This is a genomic window from Streptosporangium album, assembly GCF_014203795.1.
Classification (GTDB): domain Bacteria; phylum Actinomycetota; class Actinomycetes; order Streptosporangiales; family Streptosporangiaceae; genus Streptosporangium; species Streptosporangium album.
In genome coordinates this window covers 1-15,738 of the sequence record NZ_JACHJU010000007.1, presented here as the reverse complement: position 1 = coordinate 15,738, position 15,738 = coordinate 1, and the positions used below count along the sequence as shown (strand labels likewise).

The following is a 15,738-nucleotide window of genomic DNA, read 5'->3' as shown; positions in this document are numbered from 1 at the left end:
ATTTTTTATCAAGTATTGATACATGTGTTTGGTTTTTATCGCACGGAACCCCCGAATGGCGTGATGGATTCGCGCGCCGACAAAAACATTGCTCTGCTACGAGCTTGATCGCCGAGAGTCGATCATGGGATACTGCGCCCTAAGTGTTACGAATAGGGCAATAAGTACTTTTTAGCTCCGCGAAGTGCGAGAAGGCGCATGACGAGGCGTGGAAAGGTCGCGAAAGGGCTGCCAGTCGACCGGCCCTGACCTCTTTTCCGCGTGGGGACCACCACAACGGAGTGGCCACGGACCCTGGATTGTGCCCGTACGGCCCACATGCCGCCGTGGGCTGTGATCACGCTGCGCGGGTTCATATCGTACAGGTGGGAGAGCGTGACAATGTCGACCCATGTGGCCGCCCGGCCCGTCCAGCGGGTGAAGTCCGTCCCTATACATCGGGCTCTGCCAAGGCTGGCACGCGAACCCGCTCACGCGCTGGCGGAGTTCGCGCGGGAGGCGGACGGAGAGATCGTCCGGCTGGGACTGGGGCCGTTCCGTCCCTACCTGGTCTCCCATCCCGACCACGTGCAGCAGGTGTTGCGCGGCGACTGGACGAACTATCGGCGTGAAGGCATGTTCTGGCGGCCGCTGCAACGGCTTCTTGGCACCGGTCTGCTCGGAGAAGATGAGAGCTGGGAGGCGAGCAGGAAGGTCCTGCAGCCCTTGTTCACCGCGCGATACATCGCCGCGCTCGGTGAGGTGGCGGCGAAGACGATCGCCGCGCGCATCGAGGAACTGGACGAATATGCTCAGGTGGGGCGATCCATCGACGCCGCCGATGAGATGAAGACGATCTTCAATCGGGTTACCGTCCAGATGCTCTTCGGCGACAGGATCACACATGAAGAGGTTGGACGTCTCGCGACCGCTTTCGACACGGCCTTCGCCTCGATCAACTTCCGGTTGCTCATGCCGTTCATGCCTTACTCCATCCGGATACCCGGCGACCGGGCCTTCATGAAGGCCGTCAAGACGGTGGACGAGGCGGTATTGCCGGTGATACGGAAGGAGCGGGTCAACCCCGGAGACGGCTTCGAGATCGTCTCCGAGCTCTGCAGGGCCCGCAGGCACGACGGCGCCGAGGCCGGCGAGAAGCAGATTCGTGATGACCTGGTCAGCATCTACGTCGCGGCGGCGGAGTCTAGCGCGACGACTCTGACCTGGCTGTGGCCGTTGCTGGACGCACACCCAGAGGTGGCGGCCAGGCTCCATGACGAGATCGGCCGCGTGGTCGGCGCCGGCCCGGCCGTACCGGCGCATGTGCCCAAGCTGCGCTACACCCGCATGATCCTTCAAGAACTGCTGCGGCTGTATCCGCCGGGCTGGGTCGCCCCGCGGATGGCCACCAAGCCCGTGGAACTCGACGGAGTGCGGGTCAAGGCGGGCACCCAGGTATTGCTCAGCCCCTACGCCACGCATCGGCTGGAGGAGTTCTGGGACCGTCCGCTGGAGTTCGACCCCGAACGATTCGCGCCCGAGAACCAGGAGCGCCGGCACAGGTACGCCTACTTTCCCTTCGGCGCCGGCCCGCACCAGTGCATGGGCCGGCATCTGTTCTACCTCCTGGCCTCGCTCATGGTCGCGACGGTTCTCAGCCGGTTCCGCCCGTCGCTCCGTACTCCCGGGCCGTTCACCCAGGCTCCAGCAGCCTCGCTGCGTCCCCAGCAGAAGATCGAGCTGGACCTCGTGCGTGTCGAGCGTGTCAGGGGTGATGCCCGATGACCGACTCGGTCGAGTTTGATGGCCGCTTGGCTGTCATGGAGTCCGGGGCGGCCTGCGCCGTTGCCGGGCAGTCCCAGCGGCAGATGCGTGCGTGGGCAGGCGAATATCCTGGGTTGTTCTCCGCGAAGCCTTTCGACGCCGCCCTCTACAGCACCCTGTCGCTGGCCATGGCGTTCAGTGGTCCATGGTTCACCGCCGAGCAACTGCAGATGGCCAACAAGGTCTGCCTGTGGGCGTTCGGCCTGGACTGGCTGGTCGACTACGTCGCCACGTCCCCCTCGGAGGTGGACGAGATCGCGCGACGGTGCCTGGCGACGGCCGCGGGCGCTCCGCCGACCGTTGATGACGACCTCACCCGACTGCTGGCCGACATCCGCGACGAGCTCGCGGCCTCACCCGCGTTCGCGGTGCTCGGGCCCGTCTGGCGAGACGAGCTCCAGCGGATGCTGCAGGCGATGCTGAAAGAGTGGCGCTGGAAAAGCGCGAAGACCGCGCCGACGTTCGACGAGTATCTTGGCAATGCCGACAACCTCGGCTTCTCCTTCGCGTTCGCCGCCCACTGGTTGCACACCACGGGTCCGGACATCCCCGCTGACCTGGGTCAGGTCCGGGAGGCCAGCTGGGCGGTGCAGCGGGTGATCCGTCTTCTCAACGACCTTGGCACCTACGAGCGCGATGTGAGCTGGGGCGATCTCAACGCCCTGCTGCTCGGTACCAGCCGCGCCGAGGTTGAGCGGCGGATCGCCGAGCTCGCCGCGCGGAGCCGGGAGCTGATCGCCCCGCTTCGGCCTGCCCATCCTGAGCTGGCCGGTTACCTCGAACGGCAGATGGATTTCTCCGCTGGTTTCTACCAGGTGGCCGACTACTGGGGCACGCTGTGAGCGTTGACGATCTCGTCGTCGTGGGTGCGGCGCGGCAGCCGGGTTTCGGGGAGATCGATGTGGCCGCCGCGGCACGTGAACTGGTCGCAGGACTCGTGGCCGAGCCGTGGGGCCAGGCATCGGCCTCGATCTACGAGACCGGACGGCTGGTAAGCCTGGCTCCATGGCTGAGCGGCCATGCCGCGCGTGTCAGATTCCTGCTCGCCGCCCAGCGGCCTGACGGCGGCTGGGGCGCTCCCGATGGCTACGCCTTGGTCCCCACGCTCAGCGTGACTGAGGCGCTCGCCGCCGAGCTGCGGCGCGAAGCCCCTGGGTTCGAGCGCGACAGCTTGGCCGGGGTCGTTGACCGGGGGTTGGGGCTGCTACGGAGCTGGCTGAACGATGAGCGACTGCCGTCCCTGCCCGACATGCCCGCTGTCGAGCTCATCGCGCCGGCCCTGATTTCCATGATCAACGGATATCTGGGGGAGAACGGCGAGTGGCTGAACCTTCCGGCAGGTATGGACGGGGCCAAGCTGTCGGCCGTCCGGGCGCGACTGGCGTCGGGCGCGGCGGTTCCGCAGAAGCTGGTCCACGCGCTTGAGGTGGCGGGAGAGGCGGCGGTCGCCGCCCCCGGGGTGAGCCCCAGTCCGATCGGGACGGCAGGGAGCCTCTCCTCCGCGACCGCGACGATCGGAGCCTCTCCCGCGGCCGGAGCTGCGTGGCTGGGCGCTGGGGAAGCGCCCGAGCCCGGCGCCCCCGTGCGGCGCTACTTGGAGGCGGTCGTGGACAGCTATGGGGGTGCGGTGCCGTGCGCCCTGCCGATAACCGTATTCGAACGGGGATGGGCGCTGAGCTGGTTGCGGCGCGCCGGTATCCCCGTGGCCGTGCCGTCGGGACTCATCGAGGACCTGTGTGACGCGCTTGGCCCAGAGGGCAGCCCGGCGGGACCAGGACTGCCGTCGGACGCCGACACCACGTCCGTGGCGTTGTACGCGCTGGCGCTGCTGGGAGCAGTTCGTGAGCCCGACTGCCTGTGGCTGTACGAAACGGGTACGCATTTCTGTACCTGGCGTGGAGAAGAGGGGGAGTCGCCGACGGTCAACGCGCACGTGCTTGACGCCTTCGGCGAGTATCTGCGCCACGTTCCCGGACCGGCACCCCGCTATGAGGCCGCCGTGGACAGGCTGACGGCCTGGCTGCGAGACCACCAGCGGGTGGAGGGGAGCTGGCAGGATCGTTGGCACGCCTCGCCGTACTACGCGACGGCCTGCTGCACGCTCGCGCTGGAGGACTTCGGCGGGAAAGACTCGGCGGATGCCGTGGACAGGGCCGTGCGCTGGGTGCTCGCCACCCAGCGGGAGGACGGCTCCTGGGGGCGGTGGGAGGGGACCGCGGAGGAGACCGCATATGCGTTGCACATCCTGCTGCTGACCACCGCGGCGAGCGGCGAACGACCCATGGAGGCTGTGAAGCGCGGATATCACTACCTTCGGAGTTCCGTCAGCGACCAAGGTGTTCCGGTTGTCATGCCGCCGCTCTGGCATGACAAGGATCTCTATCTGCCGGTGGCGCCCGTTCGCGCCACGATCCTGGGAGCGTTGTATCTGGCGCAGGGTGCCCTTCCCCTCAGGGGTGAGTGACCCAAACCCACCAGTGGCCCTTCACCCATATTCGATAGAAGAAGTCAGAGTCCACAAAAGGGACATATGACCATATATCGTCAATGTTAACTTGAGGGTATTTGACGGAATTGCTAGGGTTCACCGGGTGTAACGCGAGCCGTGTCGATAATCCAGGTGATTTGGCAATGGTTGACTCGGCCGGCTCCTCGCGTGTAATTAACATGGCCGGTACGTGGCTTTCTCGTACTATCACCAGGATAGGTGCTATGCGCTTGCGTAATGCGCGTTTGCGGACCAAGGTCACGGCACTGCTGGTGTCACTCGCCGCGCTCTGGGCGTTCACGGCATGGGTTACCGTACGCGATGGCTTGAATATGTTGGGCGTGTCCAATATGGACGCGGGTGTCGCCCAACCGAACCTGCGGCTCATGGCCGAGTTGCAGAGTGAGAGACGGCTTACCGCGGCCCTGTCCGGTGGCCGCTTCATTGATCGCCAACATCGAGAGGCGTTGAACGCTCAGCGTAAGCGCACTGACACGGCCTATGCCGAGTTGCGGAAGCTCTCTACCGACGGCGGTACGCAACTGTTCCTGAGCGACGCACTCGACCGGCGCCTGAAAGAAGAGTTTCAGCGGCTGGATGGTCTCTCCGCCGCTCGTAAGGCGATCGATGGCGGGCGGACGGACCGAATCCGGACGGTGGCGGCGTTCACCGACATCATCGACTCCATATATCGCACCTATGACTCTGTCGCGACGTTGGACGATGAGGCGATCGCCAAGGACACCCGCACGCTCATCGAGCTGAGCCGGGCCCATGAGCTGATCGCACAGGAAGACGCGCTGGTGGCGAGCGCTCTGACCACGGGTCGTCTCACCGACGCCGAACGGGCGCTCTTCGCGCAGTTCGTCGGTGCCCAGCGCTTTCTCAGCAGCCGGGCCGCGAACGAACTGCCCGCTGCGGATCACGCCGCCTATCAAAGACTGACGGAGAGTGAGGTCTTCACCCGGCTGCGCGTCATGGAGGATCAGCTCATTCGGGGCGGTCCGGTGAGCCTGCCTGAGCCCGTCGATGCCGGTCAATGGTCCTCTGCCGCCCAGACCGTGGTGTCGAAGCTGGGGGAGTTCGTGGTCGTGGCCGGTGCCTCGGTCGTCGAGCGGGCCGTCCCCATCGCGGTCGGCGTCGTCGTACGGCTCGCGCTCGCCGGCGGCCTGGGGCTGCTGGCGGTCATCGCCTCCGTCGTCCTGTCCATCACCACCGCGCGGGCCCTGATCCAGCAGTTGGAGAAGCTGCGGATCGCCGCCTGGGAGCTCGCCAACGAGCGGCTGCCGTCGGTGGTGGAGCGGATCGGCCACGGGCAGGAGGTGAACATCGCTGCCGAGGCGCCGCCGCTGGAGTTCGGCGACGACCAGATCGGCCACGTCGGCCAGGCGTTCAACGCCGTGCAGAAGACCGCGATCAAGGTCGCGGCCGAGCAGGCCCAGCTCCGGCGCGACATTGCCGACATCCTGCGCAACCTCGCCCGCCGTACCCAGTCGCTCGTCCACCGCCAGCTCAGCGTGCTCGACGTGATGGAGCGGCGGGAGAACGACCCGCAGGACCTGCGGGATCTTTTCCGGCTCGACCACCTGGCCACCCGCATGCGCCGCTACGCCGAGAACCTCCTCGTCCTGTCCGGCGCGGCTCCCGGCCGCGCGTGGCGCGACGCGGTCCCGATGATCGACGTGGTCCGCGGCTCGCTGGCCGAGATCGAGGACTACACCCGGGTGGACGTGCTTCCCCTGGGAGACGCGGCGCTGGACGGGCGTGCCGTGAGCGACGTCATCCACCTGGTCGCCGAACTGGTCGAGAACGCCGCCTCCTTCTCCCCGCCCTACACGACCGTGCAGGTCAGCGGGAGCATCGTGGCCCACGGGTACGCGCTGGAGATCGAGGACCGGGGCCTGGGCATGACCCTGGAGGACATCACCCGCGCCAACGAGCGGATCGCCAACCCTCCCGAGCTCAAACTGTCGGGCAACGCCCGCCTCGGGCTGTACGTCGTCAGCCGGCTGGCCGAACGGCACGAGATCCGGGTGACGTTCAAGATCTCGCCGTACGGCGGCACGACGGTCGTCGTCCTCATCCCGCAGGACCTGGTCACCGAGCAGACGGGGCCCGAGGTCGCGCTCAGCGTCCCGCAGGCCCGTACCGCGAGCGCGGACGCCCTGCCCGCGGGCCACAGGCAGGGCGCCGGACCGTTGGAGATCACCGGTGACGCCGCCCCGGCCTGGACCCTGGCCGGAAACTCCGGCGGTGAGCCGTTCGACAGGCCGTTCGACAGGGGGGACACCTCCGTCGAGGACGACCTTCACGGGACGCCGCTCCAGACCCGGAGCCCGGCCCCGCGGGACAAGGCGGCCAGGCCGGTCACGGACCGTTCCGCGTCCGCGGAGGCCTCCGGCGCCCTCGCCTTCCCGTCTCCCACGCTCATGCCTCCCCCCGACACCAGTCACACGCCCGGGGGCCTGCCGCGGCGCGTCCCCCAGACCCACCTCGCCGCCCCGCTGCAGGACGACGAGCCGCCGGCGGCGCCCGCACCCGAGGACGACGACGAGCGCTCGCCGGAGGCGATCCGCGCGGCCATGGCGTCCTTCCAGAGCGGCACGCGCCGCGGCCGGTCCGACGCGGCGCATCTGCTCGAACGGGACGGTGATCCCGCGAGCGACGGAGAGCCCCACATGTGACACCAGTGATGATCTCGATTCGCGCGGGCCGCCCGGTGCCGACGAGCCGCCGGACGCCGGCGACCCAACACCCGTCGGCGGGAAGTCGGCAGAAAGAGGACAAGAGTGGTGCAGGGAACAGGATCTTTCGCCGACCTGGCCTGGTTGCTGGACGACTTGGTCGTGCGCGTGGGGGAGGCCGAGCACGCGATCGTCTTCTCCTCCGACGGTCTGCTGCTGGCGGCGTCGGAGGGGTTCGGCCAGGCCGACGCCGAGCACCTGGCCGCCGTGGGATCGGCGATCCAGAGTCTGGGGCGGGGGGTCAGCGACCGGGTCGACGGCGGCGCGGTGCGGCAGACCATCATCGAGATGCGGTCGGCCTACCTGGTCGTGAGCGCGGCCGGTCAGGGCGCCTGCCTGGCGGTGCTCTGCACACACGAGGCCGAGGTCGGCCTGGTCGCCTACGAGATGGCCATGCTCGTCACCCGGGTCGGCCAGTACCTCACCTCGCCCGCGCGGACGGCGCAGGGCGCCATGGACGACGCCCCGCGATGAACCCCTTCGAAGAGCATCCCGACACGCAGTGGGTGGGTGAGGAGGCCGGGCCGATCGTCCGGCCCTACGTCCTCACCCGGGGCAGGACCGAACCAACCCAGGGCAGGTTCGACCTCATCACCCTCGCGGTGAGCGTCCGCTCCGCCGTCCCGAGGGAGAGCGGGCTCGACCCGGAGTGCCTGGCCATCGTGCGGTTCTGCCTGCAGCCCCAGTCGGTCGCGGAGATCGCCGCACACATGAACCTTCCGGCAGGCACCATCCGTGTCCTGCTCAGCGACCTGCTCGACCAGGGATTCATCGCCCTGCAAGAACCCCATTCGGAGACGGACATGCACGACGAGAGGCTGTACAGGGCGGTGCTCAATGGACTCCGCGCACTCTAGCCGTGACGCCGGGCAGGTCAGGCTGCCCAAGGCGCTCAAGATCCTGGTGGCCGGAGGCTTCGGGGCCGGTAAGACCACCCTGGTCGGCGCGGTCTCCGAGATCGAGCCGCTGCGCACCGAGGAGACGCTGACCAGCCGGGGTCTCGGGATCGACGACCTGTCCGGGGTGGAGGCCAAGCAGACCACCACGGTCGCGATGGACTTCGGCCGCATCACCATCGGTGACGACTACCGGCTCTACCTGTTCGGCACCCCGGGGCAGGAACGGTTCTGGTTCCTCTGGGACGAGCTGGCGCTCGGCGCGCTGGGCGCGGTCGTCCTGGCCGACACCCGCAGGCTGGCCGACTGCTTCCCCTCCCTCGACTACTTCGAGCGCCGCGAGACGCCCTTCGTCGTCGCGGTCAACTGCTTCGACGGAGCCCACCGCTACGACCTCGACGAGGTCCGGCTCGGCCTGACCCTCCATCCCGACATCCCCGTCGTGCTGTGCGACGCCCGTAGCAGGGAGTCCGGCAAGCAGGTGCTGATCGCTCTCGTGGAGCACGCGATGAGGATGCGTCTCGGCACGGCGTCGGTGACCTGACCTCCGTTCCCCCGGGCACTTCGCGGGCCTCGGGGGCGGAAAACATCCTCCGGGGAGGATTTACGACCACCAGATAGGCATAAATCATTGTTTTAGCTCCTCCGCACCACTAGCGGACTGTGTTCGTCATGTCACGATTGCGGTGATCGCTGGGAGTACCACCACGGGGAGAGGCCCATGTGTGACGATCCGACCATGCCGCCCGCCGTGGCGCGGGCGACCGAGGAGTATCGGGCGCTGCTCGCCGAGCACGGGGTCACCTGGGGAGAAGACCCCATCTTCTACGTGAGGTCCATGGCCACCAACGCCTACCTGATGGGCACCACGACCTTCTGGGACGTCTGCTACGGCATGCTCGCCGTACGCCACCCGGGAGCGTCTCCGGAGGAGCTGAAGGAGCACTTCCCGGAGCTGGACATGGACGAGGTCGTCCGCAACGTCCTCGCCGGGAGGGTGCTCGACAACCTCGCCGCGCTCCGGCTCACCGAGGACGGCGTCACGGTCGAGGCGCGCGCGCAGGCCGTACTGGACGCGGAGCCCCTGCACACGACCCTGCTGGTCGACTCCGTCCGGGAGAAGCCGGTCACCGTGCTGGTGGACGGCCGGGCGCACGAGATCGGCCCGCGCGGCGCACGGCTCATCAAGATCAACAGTGGGAGCGAGGTGGTCGCCGACGGCGGCCGCGTGGACCTCGCGGCCCTGACCCGTCCCGCCCCCGCTGCCCGCCTCCGGCTGCGCGCCGGCTTCCCGTGCAAGTGGAGCGTGTACGGCGAGCACGGGCAGGGCTGGTACCCCGAGGGAGCCCCGGACAGGCGCGACTACCACCTCATGCCCTACTTCCACGGCGACGACGTCGTGCTGGACGTCCCGGCCGAGCCGCTGACCGTACGGGTGTCCCGGGGGATGGAGTACGGCTCCGCCGAGGTCGAGATCACCCCCGTGCCGGGTGAGGAGACTCTGCTGGAGCTGTCCCCGGAGCGGCTCTACGACGCGGCGGCGCGGGGCTGGTACGGCGGGGACATGCACGTCCACCTCAACTGGGCCGGCGACATGGTCGGCACGCCGGCGCTCGCGGCGGCCATGCAGCACGGCGAGGACCTGCATGTGCTCAACCTGGTCGCCGGGAACGTCTCCTCGGCGCGCGTCTACGACTCCGAGGCGCTGGCGCACTGGGCCGGCCAGGACCTGCCGTGGTCGGACGCCACCCACCTGGCCAGGCTCGGCGTCGAATACCGCAACGACCTGCTCGGCCACTTCTACGCCTTCGGCCTCTCCGCGCCCCCCTCCCGCTTCCACACCGGCTTCCTGGGCACCGTGGACTGGCCGCCCAACAGCGTCGCCTGCGAGGAGCTGCGCGGCCTCGGCGCGCTCATGGGCTACAGCCACCCCTTCCACAACCCGATCTCCGACACCGAGGGCCCCGCCCACCTGCTGTGGCAGGGGCGCAACTGCTCCTCCAGGGAGATCGTCGCCGATGCCGCGCTCGGACTGGTGGACAGCCTCGACGTGCTCACCCACTCCTCGATCGCCGCGACCGCCGTCGTCTACCGGCACCTGATCGGCGCGGGCAACCGGATCGCGGTCACCGCCGGGACCGACGCGATGGTCTCCTTCGCCCGGCGCGGCAACCAGTCCAACCCGCCCGGCTGGGCCCGCGTCTACGCCCGGGTGGACGGCCCGCTCACCGCCGGATCGTTCGCCGAGGCCGTCAGGCGGGGCCGTACGTTCGGCACCACCGGTCCCTGGCTGGAGCTGTCGGTCGACGGGCACGGCCCCGGCGCCACCCTGGACCTCTCGCCGGGAGAGCGGGTCACGATCACCGTGAGATCGGCCGGCCCCGAGGTGGAGAGGCTGGAGATCCGCACCGCCGACGGTGTCCTGGCCGAGGGACCGCCCGGCGAGCTGACCGCCGAACTGGTCGTCACCGACCCCACCTACGTCGTAGCCCTGGCCACCGGCGGACCGCACGAACGCACGTTCACCCGCGGCGCCTACGCCCACACCAGCCCGGTCTACCTCGACGCCGGAGGCCGTCACGTGGCCAGGGAGCAGGACGTCCGCTGGTGCCTGGAGTGGCTGGACGGGATGGAGGAGGTGCTCCGCCAGGAGGGCACGTTCGAGACCGCCGAGCAGCTCGGCGACCACCTGGAGCTGATCGAGCGGGCCAGGGAGGTCTACCGGGCGCGCCTGGACTGACGGCCTGCGGGCCGCCCGACGCGTGGCGGTCGGAGGCATGCCTCCGGACGGGAGGCGATGCCGCCGTCACTCCGGCCGCCCCGCCTCTGAAAAGATCACCAGATGGATGCGAACACAGTTCTCCGCGTGGCGACCGAATGCCAGACCTTTCTCGAAACGGGGCTCGACCGTGACTGGGGCAGGAGAATCCCCGGGATGGAATGGACCGTCGCCCAGGCGGTCGCGCACATCTCCGACACCCTGCTCTGGTACGCCACGGATTTCGCCGCGGGGCGGCGCGAGCTCAGCACGATGGATCTGAGAGTGCGGCCGGAGACCCCTCCGGCGGACCTGGCCGTCACGGTAGGGGTGTTCGCCACGGTCGTGGCCAGGGTCGTACAGGGCAGCGGGCCCGGGGCGCGCGGCTGGCATCCGTACGGCATGGCCGACGCCTCCGGGTTCGCGGGCATGTCGTGCGACGAGATGCTGATGCACACCTACGACGCCTCTCTGGGCCTGGGGCTGCCGTTCACCCCGTCCGAAGAGCTGGGCGGGGCCACCCTGCGCCGCCTGTTCCCCTGGGCGCCGCACGACACCGACCCGTGGCAGACGCTGCTGTGGGCGAACGGCCGGGCGGAGCTTCCCGGGCGCCCCCGCCAGACCGGCTGGCGCTGGCACTGCGCCCCGCTGGAGGAATGGGACGGCGTGACCTCGTGAAACCGGGGCGGTCCGCAGTCGCTAATGTGAGTCGCGTGATTCACCGAACGACGATGGTCGTCCTTCTGCTGGTGGCGCTCGTCGCGGGATGCGGCAACGGGGCCGCGGTCCAGTCCCTGGGGGTGATGGTTCACGGGAAGGTCGGCGCCACCGTGGACGTCCGGCTCACCCCCGGCCAGCGGTTCTCGCTCGGCGTGGACGAGAACGCCTCCGCGGGGGACAGCTGGCGGATGGCCGACCTGCCGGACGTCAAGGTGGCCTCGTTCATCAGCGAGGAATACCGGCCCGGCTCCGAGGCGAAAGACGCGGGCGGGGTCCGCTACTTCGTCTTCAACGCCAAGCGGCCCGGTACGGCCACCGTCACGATCTCCAACTGCCGGAGCTGTCCGGCCAACGGGGTGTCCGCCGACGAGCAGAGCAGGCGCGCGTCGGGTGACGCCACCTTCCGCATCACCGTCACCTGAGCCGTCAGCTGGACCGTCCGACTGGAAAACGGAAGGTCGGCGGTTCGACCCCGCCCCTGACCACCTCATCTGAACAGCACAAACGCCCCGAGCCGATCACGGCCGGGGCGTTCTTGGTTGTGTTTGACGACAACGCTGACGACAACGTGTCCATGGACACTGTGCGACTGATCTCTTTGCCGGTATCAACCGGTAGCGTCCTTCGTACACTCATTCGGTGCTGGACATCTTCGAGGTCCTCGGCGAGGGCGAAGAGCCTGAGGTCTGCGCAGCCAGGCCGCTTACCCCGGAGGAGATAACCAGGTTGTTCGGCACATCGCAGCCGACGCGTGTCGACTTCGAGAGAGCGCATGATGAGGTGGACAGCGTGATTGAGGAGCGTGGCCACGCTTGTTACACCGTCTTGTATGACGAGCAGCGGCGACCGAGCGAGATCGTGTTCTGGGGGGTTACCGGGGACTGACCGAGCGGGAAAACGGAACGCCTCGGAGCATCACGCCCGAGGCGTTCCGATCGAGATCTCTATCAGCAGAGAGCGTCCCCGAGCTTACCGAGGGCTGCTCGCTTGTCGCCGGGGGAGGCGTGTGCGTAGATCGTGAAAGCGCATGTCGCCTAGGCCGGCGGTCTTGCGGATGGCTCCCCAGCTTCGCCGGAGGTTGTCCGGCTCCATGGGCGTTCCGCGCCGGGACGGAAAGACCAGGCCGTGTTCCTCCCAGTCGTTCCAGCGGTCGGAGCGTTCGGCGAACTGCTGCTTGCGGTGTGCGCGGAGCGCTTCGACGCAGATGGAGGGGAGCGGGACGGTCCGCTCGGAGTCGTTGGCCTTGGGCACGAAGGCGGCGTAGCCGTACCGGCCATCCTTGCGAGGCCAGATGCTCCCCTCACCGTTCGAGCGCTTCCGCATACGGCGCTTGCTCTGCCGCTTCGGCTCTTCCTCGGGCGTGCCGAGCGTTGTCCTGCTTTTTGGCAACCGCGCCCGGCGCGTCGTCCCTGATCTCCCCTATGCGGAGGTCCCGAGGATCTCCCGGATGACGTGCCGGGCGTTGGCTGAAATGATCGGATTGGTCGTCCGGTAGTACGGCAGCTGGATGACCGCCATGGACAGGGCCCAGCCCCGGCTGCGGGCCCAGGTCGCGTCGTCCACATCCACCGCCTCGCGGTACACCCGCCGCGCCGAGGCGGGCAGCAGGTTCCAGGCCGGGATGAGGTCGGTGGCCGGTTCACCCATGCCCACGGTGCCGAAGTCGATGATTGCCGAGACGCGGTCGCCGGCGAGCAGCAGATTGCTCGGCATGAGGTCGGAGTGCGTCCAGCAGGCCGGGCCCGTCCACAGTGGTGCCGCGAGCGCCTCCTCCCAGGCCGCGGTGATCTCGTCGGCGTCGAAGGGTTCGTCGGTGCGGCGCAGCGCCTCGATCGCCGCCCGCATCCCCTGATCTTCGGCGATCAGCGGCTCGCCCCGGTGCGCGGGCGGACCGCCGGGGAGATCGATCTTGCGGATGGCGACCGCGAACTCCGCGAGGTCACGGGCCACGAGCTCGGGCTCGGCCAGGTCACCCTCGACCGGGTTGCGGCCCTCGATCCACCGGTGCACCGCCCAGGCCAGGGTGTACCCCTCACCCGGAGCGCCGGTCGCCACCACATCCGGGATCGGCAGCGGCAGCAGCGGCGCCAGCCGGGGGAGCAGCCGTGCCTCCATCGCGATGGCCTCGGCGCCGCCGGGGCGCAGCGGCAGCCGGACGGTCAGGTCCTCGCCGAGCCGGTAGATCGCGTTGACCGTGCCTCCGGAGGCGAGCCGGGTGATCGGCAGGTCCGCCCACCGGGGGAACTGAGCGCGCAGCAGTCGCCGGACCAGGTCGGCGTCGGTCTCCGCTTCGTCCGCGTGCATCTTGCCCATGTACCCACCAGATCTCTCGGTTCCTGCCAGGATCGTCGCATAGTCAGACCATGACCCAGAGTTCATATCCGCCAGCCGCGTTGCCGGAGCAGTATCAGTGGTGGAAGCTCTGCGCGGCCTGCCCCGGCCGGGCGGCGGCCTCACACTGCGCCTGCGAGGGATCGTGCTGTCGTACACGTACGGCTCACCGATCGTTGCCGACGTGACCGCCGGGTATCCGAGGTACAGGGCGAGGGCGATCGCCTCCGCCGAGGGGTGGAAGTAGCGCCGTACGTTCTCCGGCTTCTTGTGCCGCGACTTCGCCATGAGCATCGGCAGGCTGGCCCCGGCCTCGCCGAGGTGGGTGAGGCCGGAGTGCCGGTATTCGTGCAGGTCCCAGCCCGTGCCCGGCATCCCGCCGACGGCCGTGTGCGCATCGAGCAGGGCGCGGGCCTGCCCGTACGACAGCCGGGCCAGCCCGGTGCCCGGGCAGATGCCACGCGGGCAGGGGGACGCCGCGCATGAGCGAGCCGGGGGTCTGCGCGGCGACCCCGCCGCACGGGAGGGAACTGCCGTCTTCCACGACCTGCTGCGCGTGGCGCTGGACGGCGCCTGGCCGGTCACAAATCCCGAATGAGTGAGCGTTCCCTTATATCGTCATATCGTCGGCATTGGGACGGACCGCCACGTTGCCGCCGGACAGGATGGCCATCACGGGCCCGGCCGGCAGCGTGGCCCGGTGGGTGAGGTAGGCCGCGGTAGCCACCGCGCCGCTGGGCTCGGCGCGTTCCCCCAGCTCCTGCCACAGGAGGTCGACGGCGGCCTCGATGCTGTCCTCGCTCACGGTCACCATGTCGTCCACGTACCGGTGGATGTGCTCCCAGGCCAGGGCACCCAAGACCGGAGCGCGCAGGCCGTCGGCCACGGTGCGGTAGGTCTGCTGCACCGGCCACGCGGTGCGCCGGCCGGAGCGGAAGCTGGCCACACCGTCGGCGGCCAGTTCGGGCTCGACACCGATCACCCTGATCGCCGGGTCGACGGCCTTGGCCGCGACCGCGACCCCGGCCAGCAGGCCGCCGTTGCAGACCGGCACCAGGATCGTGCCGGCGCGGGACAGATCCCGGCCGATCTCGGTCCCGGCGCTGCCGTGCCCGGCGATGGTGTCGAAATCGTCGGAGCTGACCACTGTGGCCGCGAGCCGGTCGGCCAGGGCCAGACAGGTGACCTCCCGCAGGGCCGGCGGTGCGATCACCACCTCGGCGCCGAGCTTGCGGGCGGCCATCACCTTCAGCTCCGGCGCGGTGTCGGGCAGGACCACGGTCGCCCGCAGACCGTGCCTGCCGGCGGCGTACGCGATGGCCTGGGCGTGGTTGCCGGAGGACTGGGCGATGACGTGCCCGACGCCCCGTTCGGCCAGCCGTCCCACGGCGTTCAACGCGCCCCGGACTTTGAACGAGCGGGTGGGTTGCCGGTTCTCTGGTTTGACCCAGAGCCGTTCGCCGGGCAGATGCAGCAGCGGTGTGCGCCGCACGAACGGCGCGATCCTGGTCGTGGCGGCGGCCACGTCGGCCGCCGTTACCAGGCTCATCTGCTCAGTACCCCGTCCTGGATGGCGTCCAGGTCGGCCTCGGCCTCTGGTGGCGGCGCGGCGTCGGGGACCAGGTCCTCCAGGTGGCGCAGTGGGCGGTAGCGCAGCCCGAGCAGGCCCCAGACCACCAGGAACACGCCGCTGACCAGCAGCACCGCCGCCGCACCCCGGCCAGGACCTGAGGTGTACGGCTGAGCCCAGTCGGCCAGCGGGCCGGCAGTCAGGAAGCCCAGCGGCTGCATGGCCGTGGCCAGCATGACGTTGACGGCCAGAACCCGGCCCTGCAGTTCCGGCCCCACCTTCACCTGGATGATGGACAGCCAGTGCGCGTTGCCGATGCTCATGCAGGCCAGCCGGAGGAACAGGCCGGCCGCGACCAGCCACAGCGCCGGCCACACGCCCATCAGCACCACGCCAAGCCCGGACCCGACCACGAAGCCGACCATGCC

At 69.1% G+C, this 15,738-nt stretch carries 14 protein-coding genes, 1 tRNA gene and 1 pseudogene; 12 read left to right on the top strand and 4 right to left on the bottom strand.

Annotated elements, in window-relative coordinates; translation table 11 throughout:
- Positions 1–381: 381 nt before the first annotated feature.
- The 12 genes from FHR32_RS40780 to FHR32_RS40725 all read left to right on the top strand — a co-directional run bounded on the left by FHR32_RS40780 (position 382) and on the right by FHR32_RS40725 (position 12,294).
- Positions 382–1,764, top strand: a complete 1,383-nt coding sequence (locus tag FHR32_RS40780; protein WP_184760091.1) for a cytochrome P450 — start codon at positions 382–384, stop codon at positions 1,762–1,764.
- A gap of 113 nt (positions 1,765–1,877) precedes the next feature.
- Entirely contained in the window at positions 1,878–2,645 is a 768-nt protein-coding gene (locus FHR32_RS40775) for a terpene synthase family protein (RefSeq protein ID WP_246468613.1), read from the top strand.
- Entirely contained in the window at positions 2,642–4,267 is a 1,626-nt protein-coding gene (locus FHR32_RS40770) for a prenyltransferase/squalene oxidase repeat-containing protein (RefSeq protein WP_312882936.1), read from the top strand. Before FHR32_RS40775 ends, FHR32_RS40770 begins: the two co-directional genes overlap by 4 nt.
- 203 nt (positions 4,268–4,470) lie before the next feature.
- Positions 4,471–6,975, top strand: a complete 2,505-nt coding sequence (locus FHR32_RS40765; RefSeq protein ID WP_312882935.1) for a sensor histidine kinase — start codon at positions 4,471–4,473, stop codon at positions 6,973–6,975.
- Positions 6,976–7,080: 105 nt separating this feature from the next.
- Positions 7,081–7,509, top strand: coding sequence for a roadblock/LC7 domain-containing protein (locus FHR32_RS40760; protein WP_184759956.1), 429 nt, complete (start codon positions 7,081–7,083; stop codon positions 7,507–7,509).
- Positions 7,506–7,892 (top strand): DUF742 domain-containing protein, encoded by a 387-nt coding sequence (locus FHR32_RS40755; protein WP_184759955.1) that lies wholly within the window; start codon positions 7,506–7,508, stop codon positions 7,890–7,892. The genes FHR32_RS40760 and FHR32_RS40755 overlap by 4 nt, the downstream gene beginning before the upstream one ends.
- Positions 7,873–8,475 (top strand): GTP-binding protein, encoded by a 603-nt coding sequence (locus FHR32_RS40750; protein ID WP_184759954.1) that lies wholly within the window; start codon positions 7,873–7,875, stop codon positions 8,473–8,475. Before FHR32_RS40755 ends, FHR32_RS40750 begins: the two co-directional genes overlap by 20 nt.
- A gap of 177 nt (positions 8,476–8,652) precedes the next feature.
- Positions 8,653–10,671, top strand: a complete 2,019-nt coding sequence (locus tag FHR32_RS40745) for a CehA/McbA family metallohydrolase (protein WP_184759953.1) — start codon at positions 8,653–8,655, stop codon at positions 10,669–10,671.
- 126 nt (positions 10,672–10,797) lie between these two features.
- Positions 10,798–11,367: a maleylpyruvate isomerase N-terminal domain-containing protein gene (locus FHR32_RS40740; RefSeq protein ID WP_312882934.1), complete on the top strand. Its 570-nt coding sequence runs from the start codon at positions 10,798–10,800 to the stop codon at positions 11,365–11,367.
- A gap of 35 nt (positions 11,368–11,402) precedes the next feature.
- Entirely contained in the window at positions 11,403–11,831 is a 429-nt protein-coding gene (locus FHR32_RS40735; protein WP_312882933.1) for a protease inhibitor I42 family protein, read from the top strand.
- Positions 11,831–11,894: transfer RNA gene (locus FHR32_RS40730), tRNA-Ser, on the top strand. The genes FHR32_RS40735 and FHR32_RS40730 overlap by 1 nt, the downstream gene beginning before the upstream one ends.
- Positions 11,895–12,048: 154 nt before the next feature.
- Positions 12,049–12,294 (top strand): 2-C-methyl-D-erythritol 2,4-cyclodiphosphate synthase, encoded by a 246-nt coding sequence (locus FHR32_RS40725; protein ID WP_184759950.1) that lies wholly within the window; start codon positions 12,049–12,051, stop codon positions 12,292–12,294.
- Between the two features lie 84 nt (positions 12,295–12,378).
- On the opposite strand, the gene FHR32_RS40720 is transcribed toward FHR32_RS40725, so the two are convergent.
- The 4 genes and pseudogenes from FHR32_RS40720 to FHR32_RS40705 all read right to left on the bottom strand — a co-directional run.
- Positions 12,379–12,732 carry a tyrosine-type recombinase/integrase gene (locus FHR32_RS40720; RefSeq protein WP_246468612.1) on the bottom strand — a complete coding sequence of 118 codons (354 nt, stop codon included), beginning with the start codon at positions 12,730–12,732 and terminating at the stop codon, positions 12,379–12,381.
- Positions 12,733–12,828: 96 nt separating this feature from the next.
- A complete protein-coding gene (locus tag FHR32_RS47045; RefSeq protein ID WP_312882932.1) occupies positions 12,829–14,325 on the bottom strand; it encodes a phosphotransferase in 1,497 nt (498 codons plus the stop codon).
- A 25-nt stretch (positions 14,326–14,350) separates the two neighbouring features.
- Positions 14,351–15,289: a threonine ammonia-lyase gene (locus tag FHR32_RS40710; protein ID WP_184759949.1), complete on the bottom strand. Its 939-nt coding sequence runs from the start codon at positions 15,287–15,289 to the stop codon at positions 14,351–14,353.
- A pseudogene (locus FHR32_RS40705) lies at positions 15,286–15,738 on the bottom strand (hypothetical protein); the annotation flags it as partial. The gene FHR32_RS40710 and the pseudogene FHR32_RS40705, both read right to left, overlap by 4 nt.